Below are 15526 nucleotides of genomic sequence, written 5' to 3' on the forward strand. Positions count from 1 at the left end.
CGGCGTCAGCGCAACCGGAACCCCGGCCGGCGCGCGGCGAACAGCTCCGCCTGCCGCTCCGGCGGCAGATTCCCCAGCGACACCAGCTGCGGCGCCTGCGCCAACGCCTGCGCGCGGACCGCCTCCTTCGCCGACCACACCGCACGGACCGTTCCCTGCACCGCCTCCGTCGGGTACGAGGCGATCACCTCCGCGCAGCGCACCGCAGCCGGCACCTCGTCGCCGGGCGGGGTCAGCTCGCTGACCAGCCCGGTCTCGTACGCCCGCCGGGCCGACAGCCGCTCGGCCGTGCCCATCAGCGCCGTCCTGGCCACCTCCCCGAACGGCATGCGCATCGCCATGTACACCGACTCGTACGCGCTGACCATGCCGTACGTGGTGTGCGGGTCGAAGAACACCGCGTCCTCGGCGGCGATCAGGAACTCCGCCTCACCGAGCAGATAGAACGCGCCGCCGCACGCCAGCCCGCGCACCGCGGCGACCACCGGTTTCCACAGGTCGTTCGCCTTCGGCCCGATCCGCACCAGCGGATCGTCCACCGAGTACGGCGACGCCGGCTGGGGCACGACGGCGGACCGGTCGACGCCCGTGCAGAACGCCTTCCCGCCGGCGCCCGTGACCACCACCGCGCGCACGGAGTCGTCGAAGCGGAACCCGCGCCAGACGCCGGACAGTTCCGCCGCCATGGCCAGGTCCACGGCGTTGTGCCGACCGGGCCGGTCGAGGGTGACGACGGCGACCCCTGACTCCTCGTCCCGCTCCACCCGCACGCCGGACCCCGGCATCACCGCTCCAGCAGCCAGCGCGGCACGGCCACCCCGCCGCCCGCCACCGCGAACGTCACCCGCACCGGGGCCCCGACGCGCAGCCGCGCCGGGTCGACCGAGTTCAGCGGGGCGTCCGCGGCGGCCACGACGTTCCCGACCAGCCGGATGTGGGGGGCGTCCGCGAGCTCGACGACGACCGCGTTGTAGGGGGCCTGCTCGGCGTAGCCGGGGAGCAGCGGCGGATGCGGAAGCACATACGACCAGATCCGGCCCCGGCCGCTCATGCGCCGCCAGGTGCTGTCGAAGGACTGGCAGTGTGGGCAGCAGGGGCGGGGAGGGAAGCGCAGCTCGTCGCAGGAGGCGCAGGCTTGGACGCGGAGTTGTCCTTGGGCGGCGTAATCCCAGAAGGGAGCGCCGTCCTCGTCGATGACGGGTGTCAGATACCCGGTATCAGAATCTGTCATCTGTCAGTTCAGCTCCTCAGAAGCAACGCCGAAGTCGGGACACCCTCGCCCGCCGTCACCAGACACGTCGACGCGTCCGGCACCTGAGCCGTGGAGGCACCGCGCAACTGCTTCACGCCCTCGTTGATCAGGTTGAAGCCGTGGACGTACGCCTCGCTGAGCCCGCCGCCCCCGGTGTTGAGCGGCAGCCGACCGCCGATCTCCAGGGCGCCTCCCTCGGTGAACGGCCCGCCCTCCCCGCGCTCGCAGAAGCCGTATCCCTCCAGTGACAGCGGGATCAGGGGGGTGAACGCGTCGTATACCTGGGCGACATCGACGTCCTGCGGCCCGAGGTCGGCGGTCTTCCACAGCTGCCGGGCCGCGGTCCAGGCGGGCCCGGTCAGCGGGTCGTCGTTCCAGTAGTTGACCATGCCGTGGTGCTGGGCGGGCAGACCCTGGGCGACGGAGTGGATGTAGACGGGCCGGTGGCGGCAGTCGCGGGCGCGCTCGGCGCTGACGACGACGCAGGCGAGCGCCCCGTCCGTCTCGAGGCAGTTGTCGAAGAGGCACAGGGGTTCGCTGATCCAGCGGGCCGTCATGTACATCTCGCGGGTCAGCGGCCGGTCGTACATGATCGCGGCCGGGTTCTGGTTGGCGCGGTTGCGGCAGGCGAGGGCGACGTTGAACAAGTGGTCGCGGGTGGCGCCGTACTCGTGCATGTAGCGCCGGGTGAGCATGCCGATCTCGTCCGCCGGCCGCAGCAGCCCGAAGGGCCGGGTCCACTGCCCGGGGGTGGGCAGTTGTACGGAGGTGTTCTTCCAGGGGCGGGGTCCGGAGCCGCGCTTCCGGGAGCGCCAGGCGACGCCGACGGAGGCCTGCCCGGTGGCGATGGCCGCGGCGAGGTGGGCGACGGTCGCGCAGGAACCGCCGCCGCCGTATCCGGCCTTGCTGAAGAAGGTGACGTCTCCCGCACCGATCGCCTTGGCGATCTCGACCTCGTCGGTCTCCTCCATGGTGTAGGAGGCGAAGGCGTCGACCTCGGCGGGGCTCACTCCGGCGTCGTCGAGCGCGGCGAGGATGGCCCGGCAGGCCAGGGTCCGCTCGGGTTCGAGGAGGTGTTTCGCGAAGGCGGTCTGCCCGATTCCGGCTATCGCGGTCGCGTCCTTGAGGGTCGCCATGCGGGGGAGCGTACAGCTAATCTGACGGGTAGTCAGCTAGTGGGACGCAGTCGAGGGCGGGAGGTTCGGGCTATGCGCGGCGACCTGGAGTGGGGCTCCATCCCGAGGCTGGTGAGGAGCGCCGCGGAGCGCCACGGCGACCGGGAGGCGGTGGTCGAGGGCCGTAACCGGGTGAGCTACGCCGAGCTGGGCGAACGCGTCGAACGTGCGACCGCCGCCTGTGTCGCCGCGGGCGTGGAACCGGGCGACCGGGTGGCCGTCTGGGCGCCGAACACGCTCGAGTGGATCGTCTCCGCGCTGGGCGCGGTGTCGGCCGGCGCGGTGCTCGTGCCCCTCAACACCCGGTTCAGGGGTACGGAGGCGGCGTACGTCCTGGCCCGGTCCCGGGCGAAGCTGCTGTTCGTCACCGGCACGTTCCTCGGCACCTCGTACGTGGCCTCATTGCGGCGCGCCGAGGTCGAACTGCCGTATCTGGAGCAGGTGGTGGTGTTCGCGGACAGTGCGCCGGAGGACTACCGCACCTGGAAGGACTTCCTCGCGGGCGGGGACGGGGTGCCGGTGTCCCGGGTGCGTGCCCGGGCGGACGCGGTGGCGCCGTCGGCCCCGTCGGACATCGTCTTCACCTCGGGCACGACGGGGGCGCCGAAGGGCGCGGTGATCACTCATGCGCAGACGCTGCGCTGCTATGCGGTCTGGGCGGAGCTGGCGGGCCTGCGGCGGGGGGACCGCTATCTCATCGTGAACCCGTTCTTCCACACCTTCGGCTACAAGGCGGGGATCGTGGCGTGTCTGATGCGGGGTGCGACGATGGTGCCGCAGCCGGTGTTCAGCGTGGACACGGTGCTGGCGAACATCGCGTCCGAGCGGATCTCGGTCCTGCCGGGCCCGCCGACGCTCCACCAGTCCCTGCTGGACCATCCGGCCCGGGACGCGTACGACCTGTCGGCGCTGCGGCTGGTGGTCACGGGGGCGGCCGTGGTGCCGCTGCGTCTCGTGGAGCGCTTGCGGGAGGAGTTGCGCATCGGGACGGTGCTCACGGCCTACGGGCTGTCGGAGGCGTCGGGCATCGTGACGATGTGTCGGCGCGGGGACGACCCGGCCACGATCGCGTCGACGTCGGGGCGTGCCATTCCGGGCACGGAGGTGCGGGTCGGGGCCGGGCCGGGGGAGCCGGGGGAGCCGGGGGAGATCCTGGTGCGCGGCCACAACGTGATGCGGGGCTACTTCGAGGACCCGGCGGCCACGGCGGAGGCGGTCGACGCGGACGGCTGGCTGCACACGGGCGATGTGGGGGTCCTCGACGCGGCGGGGAACCTGCGGATCACCGACCGGATCAAGGACATGTTCGTCGTGGGCGGCTTCAACGCGTATCCGGCGGAGATCGAGCAACTCCTGGGCGTGCATCCGGATGTGGCGGACGTAGCGGTGATCGGCGTGCCGGACGGGCGGCTGGGCGAGGTGGGGAAGGCGTACGCGGTGCGCCGGGCGGGTTCGACGCTGACGGCGGACGATCTGATCGCCTGGGCGCGGCGGGAGATGGCGAACTACAAGGTGCCGCGGTCGGTGGAGTTCGTCGCGGAGCTGCCGAGGAACGCGAGCGGCAAGGTGCTGAAGACGGAGCTGCGGGCGCGCGCCGAGGCGCACGCCCGCTGAACGCACCGCGGCCGCGGCGGCTCCCCCTCCGCGCCGCCGCGGCCGCACCCCGTCGTGTGCGGTCAGGGCTTCGGTGGGGCGGGGACGTGGTTGTCCATCGTGGTGATGGGGCCGTCCTTGGGTGGGGCGGGGACGTGGTTGTCCATCGTGGTGATGGGGCCGCCGTCCTTGGGTGGGGCGGGGACGTGGTTGTCCATCGTGGTGATGGGGCCGTCCTTGGGTGGGGCGGGGACGTGGTTGTCCATCGTGGTGATGGGGCCGTCCTTGGGCGGGGCGGGGACGTGGTTGTCCATCGTGGTGATGGAGCCGTCCTTGGGCGGGGCCGGCACGTGGTTGTCCATCGTGGTGAAGGTCTCGTCGCTCTTCTGTGCTTCGCTCATCGTCTGCTCCCCGTAGTGTCTCGGATCCGGTCGGTGACGCCCGTTCGGCGACTCCCCCGTGGGTCGCCGAACGGGCGCCTCGGGACCGCTCACCTTAGTGGTGAGTCCCCCGTGACCCGTCTGCCCCCCGATGTGACGGACCGATGAGTACGAGAGTGCCGTGCCGGCATAAACAAACGCTGAACGTGCGGGTCGGGGGTCCGTCAGGCGGCGGCGAGGGGTGTGAGCAGGGCGCGCACCTGGTCCGCGTCGGACACGCCGAGTTGTTCGTAGACGGACAGGGCTTCCCGCCAGCAGGCGCGTGCGCGGTCGGTCTGGCCGAGGGTGTCGAGGGCGCGGCCGAGGAGGGTGAGGACGTTGCCGCGCATGCGGTCGCCGCCGATGCAGCCGCCTGCGAGGGCCTGTTCGGCGTGCTGGGCGGCGATGGCCGGTTTGCGGGCCTTGAGCTGGGCCTCGGCCATGCGGAAGTGGGTGGTGCCCTCCCACAGGCGCTGGCGGTCGTCGGCGAACATGCGCAGGGCGTCGCCGAACTGTTCCAGGGCTTCCGCATGCCGTCCCGCGTGGGTGAGGGCGACGCCGAGGGCGTAGCGGCCGTTGGCGAGGCGCACGGTGATGCCCATGCCGTCGTAGATGGCGATGCCCTGCTGGGCGAGGTCTATGGCGCTGGCGGTGCGGCCGAGGAGGAGGTGGACGCGGGAGAGGTTGCACAGGGCGCTGGCGGCGCCGACGAGGTTGGCGTCGGCGCGGAAGCCTTCGACGGCTTTGAGGAGGTGCTCCTCGGCCTGTTCGTAGCGTTCCTGGACGATGGCGATGATGCCGCGGTCGTTGTCGGACCAGGGGACGGGGGCGTGGTCGCCGGTGCCGGACGCGAGGGTGCGGGCACGGGTCGCTTCGTCGTCGGCCTCGTCGTAGCGTCCCGCCACGAGGTGGACGCTGGTCAGGGTCGTTCGTGCGCGTCCTTCCGCGTGGGCGTCGCCCGACGCGCGTGCGGCCTCGCGTGCGGCGAGGGCGGCGGATTCGTACTGCTTGCTGTTGGCTCCGGACTCGGCGAGGTCCTTGGCGGCCCACAGCAGGTCGACGGCTCGGCGCAGCCGGGTGCCGACGAAGGACTGGCGGGCGCAGGCGAGGAGGGAGTTGGCCTCGCGGTAGAGCCAGTCGAGGGCTTCGTGGCGGTCGGTGAAGGCGAGTCCGGCGTAGACGGTGGAGGCGAGGTGGTCGACGAGCCGGTCGCCGGGGCGTTCGAGGGCGAAGACGCGGGCCGTGGTGGCGAGGTAGAAGTCCAGCAGGCGGGACAGGGCGGCTTCGCGCTCCGCGGGGGGTTGTTCGTCGCGTTCGGCGCAGGCACGCGCGTAGAGGCGGACGAGGTCGTGGAAGCGGTAGCGGCCGGGGGCGGCGGATTCGAGGAGTGAGGTGTCGACGAGGGCTTCGAGGAGGTCCTCGGTGTCGTGTTCGGGGAGTCCGAGGGTGGCCGCGGCGGCGGTGAGGGAGATGTCGGGGCCGTCGGCGAGGCCGAGGAGGCGGAAGGCGCGGGCCTGGGCGGGTTCGAGCTGGCCGTAGCCGAGTTCGAAGGTGGCCTTGACGGCGAGGTCGCCGGCCTGGAGTTCGTCGAGTCGGCGGCGTTCGTCGGCGAGTTTGGCGGCGAGGACGGACACGGTCCAGGTGCGGCGGGCGGCGAGGCGGGAAGCGGCGATGCGGATGGCGAGGGGGAGGAAGCCGCAGGCGCCGACGACGTCGAGGGCGGCTTCGCGTTCGGCTGTGACGCGTTCTTCGCCGACGATGCGGGTGAAGAGCTGGAGGGCTTCGTCGGGGGACATGACGTCGAGGTCGACGAGGTGGGCTCCGGCGAGGTCGACCATGCGGACGCGGCTGGTGACGAGGGCGGCGCAGCCGGCGGTGCCGGGCAGCAGGGGCCGGATCTGGGCGGCGTCGCGTGCGTTGTCGAGGAGGACGAGGACGCGGCGGCCGTCGAGGAGGGAGCGGAAGAGGGCGGCGCGTTCGTCGAGGGTGTCGGGGATGGCGGTGTCGGCGGTGCCGAGGGCGCGGAGAAAGGCGCCGAGGACGGTGTCGGGTTCGGCGGCGCGGGCGCCGGCGCCCTGGAGGTCGACGTAGAGCTGCCCGTCGGGGAAGTGGGGTTTGGCTTCGTGGGCGACGTGGACGGCGAGGGTGGTCTTGCCGACGCCGCCGATGCCGGCGAGGGCGGAGACGGCCATGACGGAGCCTTCGGCGGAGGCGAGGCGTCGGCCGAGTTCGCGGACGAAGGAGGTGCGGCCGGTGAAGTCGGGGACGGTGGCGGGGAGCTGGGCGGGCCGTGCGGGTTGGGGGGTGGTGGGGGCGGGCTGTTCGGCGGGGCGGGCGAGTTCGGCGTCGGCCTGGAGGATGCGCTGCTGGAGGGCGGCGAGTTCGGGTCGGGGGTCGACGCCGAGTTCGTCGGCGAGGAGTCGCCGGGTGTCGGCGTAGACGGCGAGTGCCTCGGCCTGGCGTCCGCTGCGGTAGAGGGCGAGCATCAGGAGTTCGCGCAGGCGTTCGCGCAGGGGGTGTGCGGCGGTGAGGGCGGTGAGTTCGGAGACGGCTTCGGCGTGGCAGCCGACGTCGAGGTCGAGTTCGAGGCGGGTCTCCAGGAGTTGGAGGCGCCATTCCTCGAGGCGGGCGCGCTGGGTCTCGGCGTAGGGGCCGGGGACGGAGGCGAGTGGTTCGCCGTCCCAGAGGCCGAGGGATTGGTTGATGAGGGCGCGGGCGTGGCAGCGGTCGCCGCCGGCGCGTGATTTCTCGGCTTCGGCGACGAGTTCCTGGGCGATTTGGAGGTCGAGGGTGTCGGCGGGGATGCGGATGGCGTATCCGCCGGATTCGCTGACGAGGACGCCGGGGTCGAGGATCTTGCGCAGGCGTGAGGCGTAGGTGCGTACGGCTGCGAGGGCCTGGGAGGGCGGGTCCTCGCCCCAGATGGCGTCGATGAGTTCGGCGGCGGTGGCGGTGCGGCCCTCGCGGAGGAGGAGGGCGGCGAGGAGGGCGCGCTGCTGGGGTGAGCCGGGGGGCAGGGCCTGTCCGGATCGCCAGGCGCGGACGGGCCCGAGCACGCTGAAGCGCAGGTGCCGGTCGTCGTCCGACGGGTCCGGAGTCCGCGGCTCCGGAATGTGTGGCTGTGCGGAGGGCCCGTCCTCGCGGTGCATCGCTACCCCCTGCCGGTACCGCCTTCGTCCCGCTTCGTTCCGCTCGTGTCGCGGGTTCGCCCCCGACAGTCTGCCTTGTGTGGGCCTGCCTCGTCAGCAAGGGGTGACGCTCTGCACAGGATCTGCGGGTTCCCGTCCACCGATGAGCTGACGATCCGTCAGATCGGCGCTACCGTGGGAGACATGGAGACCTTCCCGAAGATCATCTCGGTGGACGACCACACGGTGGAGCCTCCCGGCGTCTGGCGGGACCGGCTCCCGTCGAAGTACCGGGACAGCGGCCCCCGTGTCGTCCGCGCGCCGCTGAAGGAGATGACGTTCCTCGGTGGCAGGTTCGCCCCCGTCATGGGGGCGCCGGGCGACGAGGGGCCGGTGGGGGACTGGTGGGTGTACGGGGATCTGCGCCGGCCGCTGACCAGGCTCGACACCGCCGTCGGCTATGACCGCGACGAGATCAGGCTCGAGGTCATCACGTACGAGCAGATGCGGCCTGGTTCGTACAGCGTGCCGGACCGGCTGGCCGACATGGACGTCAACCACGTCCAGTCCGCCCTGTGCTTCCCCACCTTCCCGCGCTTCTGCGGCCAGACGTTCACCGAGGCGAAGGACCGTGAGCTGGGGCTGCTCGGGGTGCGCGCCTACAACGACTGGATGGTGGAGGAGTGGTGCGGGCCCGAGGCGCGGGGCCGGCTGATCCCGCTCACCCTGATCCCGCTCTGGGACGCGGAGCTCGCCGCCGCGGAGGTGCGGCGCAACGCGGCGCGCGGGGTGCGGGCGGTGGCGTTCTCCGAGATACCCCCGCACCTGGGCCTTCCGTCCGTCCACACCGACGCGTGGGACCCGTTCCTGGCGGCCTGCGACGAGACCGGCACGGTCGTGGCCATGCACATCGGCTCCTCCTCCCGGATGCCGTCGACGTCCGCCGACGCCCCGCCCGCCGTCGGCTCCACCATCACCTTCGCCAACTGCTGCTTCTCGATGGTCGACTGGCTGATGAGCGGCAAGTTCGAACGCTTCCCGAATCTGCGGGTCATGTACGCGGAGGGCCAGATCGGCTGGATCCCGTACATCCTGGAGCGCGCGGACGTGGTGTGGGAGGAGAACCGAGGCTGGGGCGGTGTCGCCGACAAGGTGCTGCGTCCGCCCTCGGAACTCTTCGCCGGGCACGTCCACGGCTGCTTCTTCGACGACGCCTTCGGCCTCCGGAACCTCGACGCGATCGGCGTCGGCAACGTCCTGTACGAGACGGACTACCCGCACTCGGACTCCACCTGGCCCAAGTCCCGCGAGGTCGGCGAGGCGCAGATGGGGCATCTGGCGCCCGACGTGGTGGAGCGGATCGTGCGCGGCAACGCCATCGAGCTGCTGGGGCTGACGGAGGACGGGCTCTGGGCCGGACCGTGATCGGCCGGCGCGGACGGGCGTACGGCCCTCGCGGTCGATGGCGTGGACATCGGCCCGTGACCGCCGCCACCATCGGGACATGACGCTCACTCCGGCCGAAGCCGACAAGATCCTCGCCGACAACTTCGCCCCCTGGGTGCTCGACCTCGGGCTGACCGTGGTCGGGACGGGCGAACTGCACGCCGTCCTGCGCCTGCCGTGGACGGACCGGCTGGCCCGGGAGGGCGGTGCCCTGTCCGGCCAGGCGCTGATGGCGGCGGCCGACACCGCCACGGTGATCGCCGTGTCCTCGGCCCGGGGCGCCTTCGTCCCCATGACGACGGTCCAGCAGTCGACGACGTTCCAGCGGGCGGTGGCCGGCGCGGACGTCCTCGTCGACGCCCGGATCTCCAAGCTGGGACGGCGCATGGCGTTCGCCGACATCACGATGACGGCGCACGGCACCGAGGAGCCCGCCGCACGCGCCTCGACCGTGTACGCGTTGCTCGGGTAGGGCCGTCGCCGCTCGGGTAGGGCCGTCTAGGGTTCTGCTGTCGGGTCCGCTGTCGGGTTCCGGGCCTGCAGGTTCGGGCCTGCAGGTCCGGCCGTCCGGCGGAGCCCGCCCCCGTGTTGCGCGGCTCCACGGGGGCGGGCAACGCCGGGAGCGGGGAACGGCGTTGCCCGCCGGGTCCGGCCCGCGGACGGGCGCCGTCCGCGGTGTGTCGTGGGGGAGGCGGCGGGAGGGCCGCGGGAGAGTGGGAGTGGTGGTGCAGGCGGGAGCGCTCGGGGCGGAACTCGACGAACTGCTGCGTGTGGTGCGGCGCCGGAGCCCGGCCTCGGTACTGGCCTGGCTGGGCGGCAGAATCGGGGCGGACGTCGCATGGGTCGGCAGGGCGGGCTCGGTCGACGCGGCGACGCCCGGCTTCCCGCCCGGGATCGCCCGGGTGCTGCCCCAGCACACCGGCCCCCTCGCCGGCGGAGGGCTGGTCGCGGCCACGACGCACCTGAACGGCCGGGAGGTGCGCCTGGAGGCGTTCGGCGGACGGGCGCCGCGCCCGGTGCTCGTGACGGCCGCCTCCGCGCCGCTCCCGCGCGACTGGGTGGTGCTCGCCTCGCACGCCGGCGGCCTCCTCGAACTGCTCGACCGGGCGGGGGCGGCCGACGAGGACGCCCACGGCTACGAGGCGAAGTCCCGCCAGCTGCGGTTCGCGGTGCTCACCGCGCTGATGAGCGGCGATGTCACCCTGGCCCGGCGCATGACCACGGGCGATGTGCCGCCGCTGCTGGGCGCGGAGCGCATACGGGTCCATCTGCTGCACTGCACGCCGGCCGACCGCGACCGGTTGGCCCGGACGTATCTCGACCCCGCCGGCTACCACGGGGCCGCCCTGATGGTGCACTGCCCGGCGTTCAAGGAGCATCTGATCTGCCCCATCGCCGAGGACGCCGAGCCCGTGGGCCGACTGCGGCAGGGCGAGGTGCTGCGCAGGCTGGTCCGGGAGAACCCCGGATACGCGCTGGGCGTCAGCAGGCCGCATCCGCTCGCCGCGACGGCCGACGCATACGGAGAAGCGCTGCACGCGCTCACGGTCGCCCGCAACTCCCCGGACCGGCTCGCCGTCTACCGGGGCCGGCCTTCGCTGGTGCAGGTGCTCGACCGCCGGCCCGCCGCCGCGTGGGCTTCCGCCTTCCTGGAGCCGCTGGCCGCCGTGCCCAAGCCGACGGTGGACATCACACGCCTGGCGGTGACGTTCCCCCGCGCCGCCGTGGCACGGCTGCTGCAGATCAGCCGCACCACCGTGGCGGCGCACTGCCGCCGGGCGGAGGAGGCGCTGGGCGCCGACCTCGGCGACGTGCGCACCCGTGCCGCACTCGATCTGGCCCTGTCGCTGACCGCCGTCCACCCCGGCCCCGCCGACGACCGCCGGCCCGCGCCGACGCTGCCCGAACTGCTGCGTACCGTGCCCGCCGTGAGCTGGGCGGAGAGCTTCGTGGGTCCGCTGCGCGGCAGCCGGCACGGTGATCTGCACCGCACCGCGGAGGCGTGGATCGGCGCCGGTACGGATGCCCGGGCGGCGGCCGAGCGGCTGGGGCTGAGCCGGAACACGGTCCGGGCGCGGCTGCGCGCCGCGGAGCGGCTCCTCAACCGCGATCTGCTGACGACCGGTTCGGGGATCCACGACCTCGTCCACGCGCTGGAGGTGACGGGTGGGCAGCGTGCACGGCCCGCCGCCGAATCTGATCACCGTGCACGGTGGCCCGGGGGCCGGGTCGCCTCCTAACGTGCTGATGGCGCGGAGGACTTCCTTCCGCGCGGCCGCGAGCACGTGCCGCCGCGGGGTGAGGGCGTTCGCGTTACGGGGGTACGCGCATGCCCGTACGCCCCCGGCCCGTGCACGGTCCGCCCGCGGCCCCCGGCGTCGCCTCCGGCGCCGGGCCCGGTCCAGGACCGTGACCCTCCCGGTTCCGGCTGGGCTCCTCCCGGTCCCGGCCCGACCCCTCCCGGTCCCGGCCGGGCCCCTCCCGGTCGCGGACCGACCCGGTCGGAGTCCCTTGTCGCTCCGGCCCTGCACGCCCGCGCGCCCGCGGCCCCGTACACCGCAGTCCACTGCGCACGCTCGTACGCCGCACCCCGATCGGAGTCCCTTGCCGCCCCGGTCCGCCTCACACGCCCGCGACCCGCGCCTCTACGCCGCGCCCCCACGCCCACGCCCCCACGCCCGCGGCCCCGCCGGCCCCCACACCTGCGCCCCGCGCCCCCACGCCCGCGCCCCCGCGCCCGCCGCCCCCGGTCCGCCCCGTCCGAGCGTGACCCGCAGACCCCTTGCCCGATCAGACGCCGGCCAAGACCATGGAGACTCAACAGATATGACGATCTGTCAGATCGTTGCTCCGGGCGGCGCCCGCCGGACGACGTCGGATCCAGTGGCGAAGGGGCCGAACCATGGTGGTCTACGGGATGCAGCTCCCGGTTCAGTCGCAGAGCACCATCTACGCCGAGTCCTGGGAGGCGGCCGCGGGCCCGGACGATCTCGTGGCGATCGCGCGCACCGCCGACCGCGCCGGGTTCGCGTACATCGCCGTATGCGACCACGTCGCCATCCCGCTGCGGCTCGCCGGGGCGATGTCCACGGTCTGGTACGACCCCGTCGCCACGCTGTCCTTCCTGGCCGCGGCCACCGAGCGGGTGCGGCTGCTCAGCCATGTCGCCGTCGTCGGGCTGCGCCATCCGCTGGTCACCGCCAAGCAGTACGCGACGCTCGACCACCTGTCCGGCGGCCGACTGCTCCTCGGGGTCGGGGCGGGGCACGTGCGCGAGGAGTTCGAGGCGGTCGGCGCCGACTTCGAGGGGCGCGGCGCCGTGCTCGACGAGACGATCGACGCGCTCCGGGCGGCGCTCGGACCGGAGGAGTTCCCGCGCTTCGCGGGGGAGCGGTTCGCCTTCGAGGGGCTCGGCCAGAGACCGCGGCCCGTCCAGGCCCGGGTGCCGCTGTGGGTCGGCGGCTCCTCGCCCGCCGCCGTGCGCCGGGCCGCCCTCAAGGGGGACGGCTGGCTTCCGCAGGGCGATCCGCGAGACCGCCTCCCGCGGCAGATCGCCCGGCTCCGGACGCTGCGAGAGGAGGCCGGAGTCGAGGGCCCCCTCGTGATCGGCGCGATCACCGAGCCCCTGTACGTCGGCGACGCCGGCTGGGACACGGGCCGGCGCACGCTGACCGGCAAGCCCGACGCGCTCGCGGAGTCGCTGCGCGAGTACGGCGCCATGGGCGTGGACCAGATCCAGGTGCGGTTCCGAAGCCGGAGTCGCGGCGAGCTCATCGACCAGATGGCGGCCTTCGCCGCCGACGTGGCTCCGCACCTCGACCGTTAGGAGTACGGCATGGGAAAGCTGGACGGGCGCGTCTTCGTCGTCACGGGCGCGGCGCGCGGGCAGGGCGAGCAGGAGGCGCGGCTCTTCAGCGCGGAGGGCGCCCGGGTGGTCCTCGCGGACGTGCTCGACGACCGGGGCGAGGCGCTGGCCAGGGAACTGGGGGGCCTGTACGTCCATCTCGACGTCGGCGACGAGGCCGGCTGGGCGGCCGCCGTCGCCGCCGCCAAGGCCGCCTTCGGCCGTATCGACGGACTGGTCAACAACGCGGGCATCCTGCGCTTCAACGAGCTGGTCAGCACGCCCCTGGAGGAGTTCCAGCAGATCGTCCAGGTCAATCAGGTCGGCGCGTTCCTGGGAATCAAGACGGTCGCGCCCGAGATCGAGGCGGCGGGCGGTGGCACGATCGTCAACACGGCCTCGTACACGGCGCTCACGGGCATGTCGTACGTCGGGGCGTACGCCGCGACGAAGCACGCGATCCTCGGTCTGACGCGGGTCGCCGCGATCGAGCTCGCGGCGAAGGGGATCCGGGTCAACGCGGTGTGCCCGGGGGCGGTGGACACCCCGATGAGCAACCCGGACGGCGCGGACCCGGACGCGCTGGACGGGCTGTACCGGCAGCTCGTGCCGCTCGGGAGGGTCGGGCAGCCGGAGGAGGTGGCGCGGCTCGCGCTGTTCCTGTCCTGCGACGACTCCTCCTACATCACCGGGCAGCCGTTCGTCATCGACGGCGGCTGGCTGGCCGGCGTCAGCGTGCTCTGACGAATCGTCAGACAGGCCGCCCTCCCTCTATTGACGCCCCGGACGCGCGGTGGAACAGTCGACGGAGTCAAATCTGACGATGCGTCAGAAAAGCAGGGACGGGACGGTGAACCCCCTTGGAATTCGGGCTCTTTGTTCAGGGTTACGTCGGCAAGCGCGCCGAGACCGACCCGCTCGCCGAGCACAAGGCGCTCATGGAGGAGACCGAGTACGTCGTCCAGGCGGACGAGTCCGGCTTCAAGTACGCCTGGGCCTCCGAGCACCACTTCCTGGAGGAGTACTCCCACCTCTCCGCCAACGACGTCTTCCTCGGCTACCTCGCCCACGCCACCGAGCGGATCCATCTCGGCGCGGGCATCTTCAATCCGCTCGCCCAGGTCAACCACCCGGTCAAGGTCGCCGAGAAGGTCGCCATGCTCGACCACCTCAGCGAGGGCCGGCACGAGTTCGGCTCCGGGCGCGGCGCCGGCTCGCACGAGATCCTCGGCTTCCTCCCGGGCATCACCGACATGAACCACACCAAGGAGATCTGGGAGGAGACCATCGCCGAGTTCCCCAAGATGTGGCTCCAGGAGGAGTACCAGGGCTTCCAGGGGAAACACTGGTCACTTCCCCCGCGCAAGGTGCTGCCCAAGCCGTACGGGAAGTCCCACCCGCCCATGTGGTACGCGGCCGGATCCCCGCCCTCCTACGCCATGGCCGCCCGGAAGGGGCTCGGCGTGCTGGGCTTCAGCGTCCAGAAGGTCTCCGACATGGAGTGGGTGCTGGAGCAGTACAAGACCGCGATCCGCGAGGCCGACCCCATCGGCGACTACGTCAACGACAACGTCATGGTGACGTCGACCGCCGTCTGCGCCCCCACGCACGAGGAAGCGGTGCGGATAGCGGCGGGAGGCGGGCTGCACTACCTCCAGTCGCTGGTGTTCCGCTACCACGACACCTTCCCGCGGCCCGAGGGGTTCCCCGTGTGGCCGGAGACCCTGCCCGAGTTCAACGAGGAGCTCATCGAACTCCTCATCCAGGAGGAACTGCTGATCTGCGGCGACCCGGACGAGGTGCTGGCGCAGTGCAAGCGGTGGGAGCAGGCGGGTGCGGACCAGCTCTCGTTCGGCCTGCCGATCGGGATCTCCAAGGAGGACACCCTCCAGACGATCCGGCTGGTCGGCGAGCACGTCATCCCGAAGATCGACACGGACCCGGTCCACCGCACGACCCGCTTCCGCGAGTCCGCGTGAGCGGGTACCGACGGCCCGCCCCCGACCGGCCCGGACGGTCCGATGGACGCCCCGCCCGAGCGGGACGACCTGCCGGGACGGTCCGCAGGACCCGCCGTCCGCGTGCCCGCCCCGCCGTCCGGCGGCCCTGAAACCGTGGGGACGGACGGCCTGACCCGTGGGGACGGACGTGCCTGACCGTCGGTACCGAGGGGACCGCGCCGAAACCCGACCGGTCGCTACCGACCCGGACCGTCCACCCGGCGGCCGCCGCGGGCCGTCGGCGGGTGCGCGGCACCGGTGGCGCTCATGACCGACGGAGGGGCCGCCTCCCGAGCGGGGGTTCGTGGCGCGCGTCCCGTGCACCGAGGACCGCGGGCGGTGGCATCCCGGGCCGCCTCCCGCTTCCGGCCCGGTCGGAGGGCCACGCGGCCGCGGCCGGCCGCGGCGCCCCCGACCGGGCCACGCCCGTACCCACCACATCCCGTCCACCCACGCCACCGGACAGCACCACCCGTCCACCGCGTCACCCGGCCACCCCCACCCGTCAACCCCCCACCCGGCCGGCAGCCCCCCGCGAGCACCGCCCCGAGCCGATCGACCGATCGACCGATCGACCGACCGACCTACCGCCCCAGCCGACCGCACCGCGCCCGACGCCCACGGCGCCGACGCCCGTACCCCGATGCCGGCGCGGCGCCCCGCACGCGA

At 73.0% G+C, this 15526-nt stretch carries 12 protein-coding genes; 7 read left to right on the forward strand and 5 right to left on the reverse strand.

The genetic code is table 11. The features are described from left to right. Window positions 1-5 precede the first annotated feature (5 nt). Genes O7595_RS18960 through O7595_RS18970 form a run of 3 tightly spaced genes read right to left on the reverse strand, consistent with a single transcriptional unit; the run spans window position 6 to window position 2388 of the window. A complete protein-coding gene (locus O7595_RS18960; protein WP_269729839.1) occupies window positions 6-785 on the reverse strand; it encodes an enoyl-CoA hydratase/isomerase family protein in 780 nt (259 codons plus the stop codon). Further along, window positions 785-1231, reverse strand: a complete 447-nt coding sequence (locus O7595_RS18965; RefSeq protein ID WP_269729840.1) for a Zn-ribbon domain-containing OB-fold protein — start codon at window positions 1229-1231, stop codon at window positions 785-787. The genes O7595_RS18960 and O7595_RS18965 overlap by 1 nt, the downstream gene beginning before the upstream one ends. An 8-nt stretch (window positions 1232-1239) precedes the next feature. Next, window positions 1240-2388, reverse strand: a complete 1149-nt coding sequence (locus O7595_RS18970; RefSeq protein WP_269729841.1) for a lipid-transfer protein — start codon at window positions 2386-2388, stop codon at window positions 1240-1242. A gap of 72 nt (window positions 2389-2460) precedes the next feature. On the opposite strand from O7595_RS18970, the gene O7595_RS18975 reads away from it, so the two are divergent. After that, complete coding sequence (locus O7595_RS18975) at window positions 2461-4041, forward strand: FadD3 family acyl-CoA ligase (protein WP_269729842.1); 1581 nt, start codon at window positions 2461-2463, stop codon at window positions 4039-4041. 62 nt (window positions 4042-4103) lie between these two features. Here the strand turns inward: O7595_RS18975 and O7595_RS18980 are convergent, their stop codons facing one another. Both O7595_RS18980 and O7595_RS18985 read right to left on the reverse strand, forming a co-directional pair. After that, window positions 4104-4421: a hypothetical protein gene (locus O7595_RS18980; protein ID WP_269729843.1), complete on the reverse strand. Its 318-nt coding sequence runs from the start codon at window positions 4419-4421 to the stop codon at window positions 4104-4106. 203 nt (window positions 4422-4624) lie between these two features. After that, entirely contained in the window at window positions 4625-7588 is a 2964-nt protein-coding gene (locus tag O7595_RS18985; protein WP_269729844.1) for an AfsR/SARP family transcriptional regulator, read from the reverse strand. 183 nt (window positions 7589-7771) lie between these two features. Here O7595_RS18985 and O7595_RS18990 point away from each other — a divergent pair, with 183 nt between their 5' ends. The 6 genes from O7595_RS18990 (at window position 7772) to O7595_RS19015 (ending at window position 14836) form a co-directional block, all read left to right on the forward strand. Next, window positions 7772-8992, forward strand: coding sequence for an amidohydrolase family protein (locus O7595_RS18990; protein WP_269729845.1), 1221 nt, complete (start codon window positions 7772-7774; stop codon window positions 8990-8992). 79 nt (window positions 8993-9071) lie between these two features. Beyond that, the gene (locus tag O7595_RS18995; protein WP_269729846.1) at window positions 9072-9485 is read left to right on the forward strand and encodes a PaaI family thioesterase; all 414 of its coding nucleotides are present in this window, start codon (window positions 9072-9074) and stop codon (window positions 9483-9485) included. A 250-nt stretch (window positions 9486-9735) separates the two neighbouring features. Next, the gene (locus O7595_RS19000) at window positions 9736-11253 is read left to right on the forward strand and encodes a helix-turn-helix domain-containing protein (protein ID WP_269729847.1); all 1518 of its coding nucleotides are present in this window, start codon (window positions 9736-9738) and stop codon (window positions 11251-11253) included. A 662-nt stretch (window positions 11254-11915) separates the two neighbouring features. After that, window positions 11916-12839 (forward strand): LLM class F420-dependent oxidoreductase, encoded by a 924-nt coding sequence (locus O7595_RS19005; RefSeq protein ID WP_269729848.1) that lies wholly within the window; start codon window positions 11916-11918, stop codon window positions 12837-12839. A 9-nt stretch (window positions 12840-12848) separates the two neighbouring features. Beyond that, window positions 12849-13601, forward strand: a complete 753-nt coding sequence (locus O7595_RS19010) for an SDR family NAD(P)-dependent oxidoreductase (protein WP_269729849.1) — start codon at window positions 12849-12851, stop codon at window positions 13599-13601. Between the two features lie 116 nt (window positions 13602-13717). After that, on the forward strand, window positions 13718-14836 hold the full coding sequence (locus tag O7595_RS19015; protein WP_269729850.1) for an LLM class flavin-dependent oxidoreductase: 1119 nt from the start codon (window positions 13718-13720) through the stop codon (window positions 14834-14836). Window positions 14837-15526: the final 690 nt, after the last annotated feature.

This window comes from Streptomyces sp. WMMC940, from assembly GCF_027460265.1.
Classification (GTDB): Bacteria; Actinomycetota; Actinomycetes; order Streptomycetales; family Streptomycetaceae; genus Streptomyces.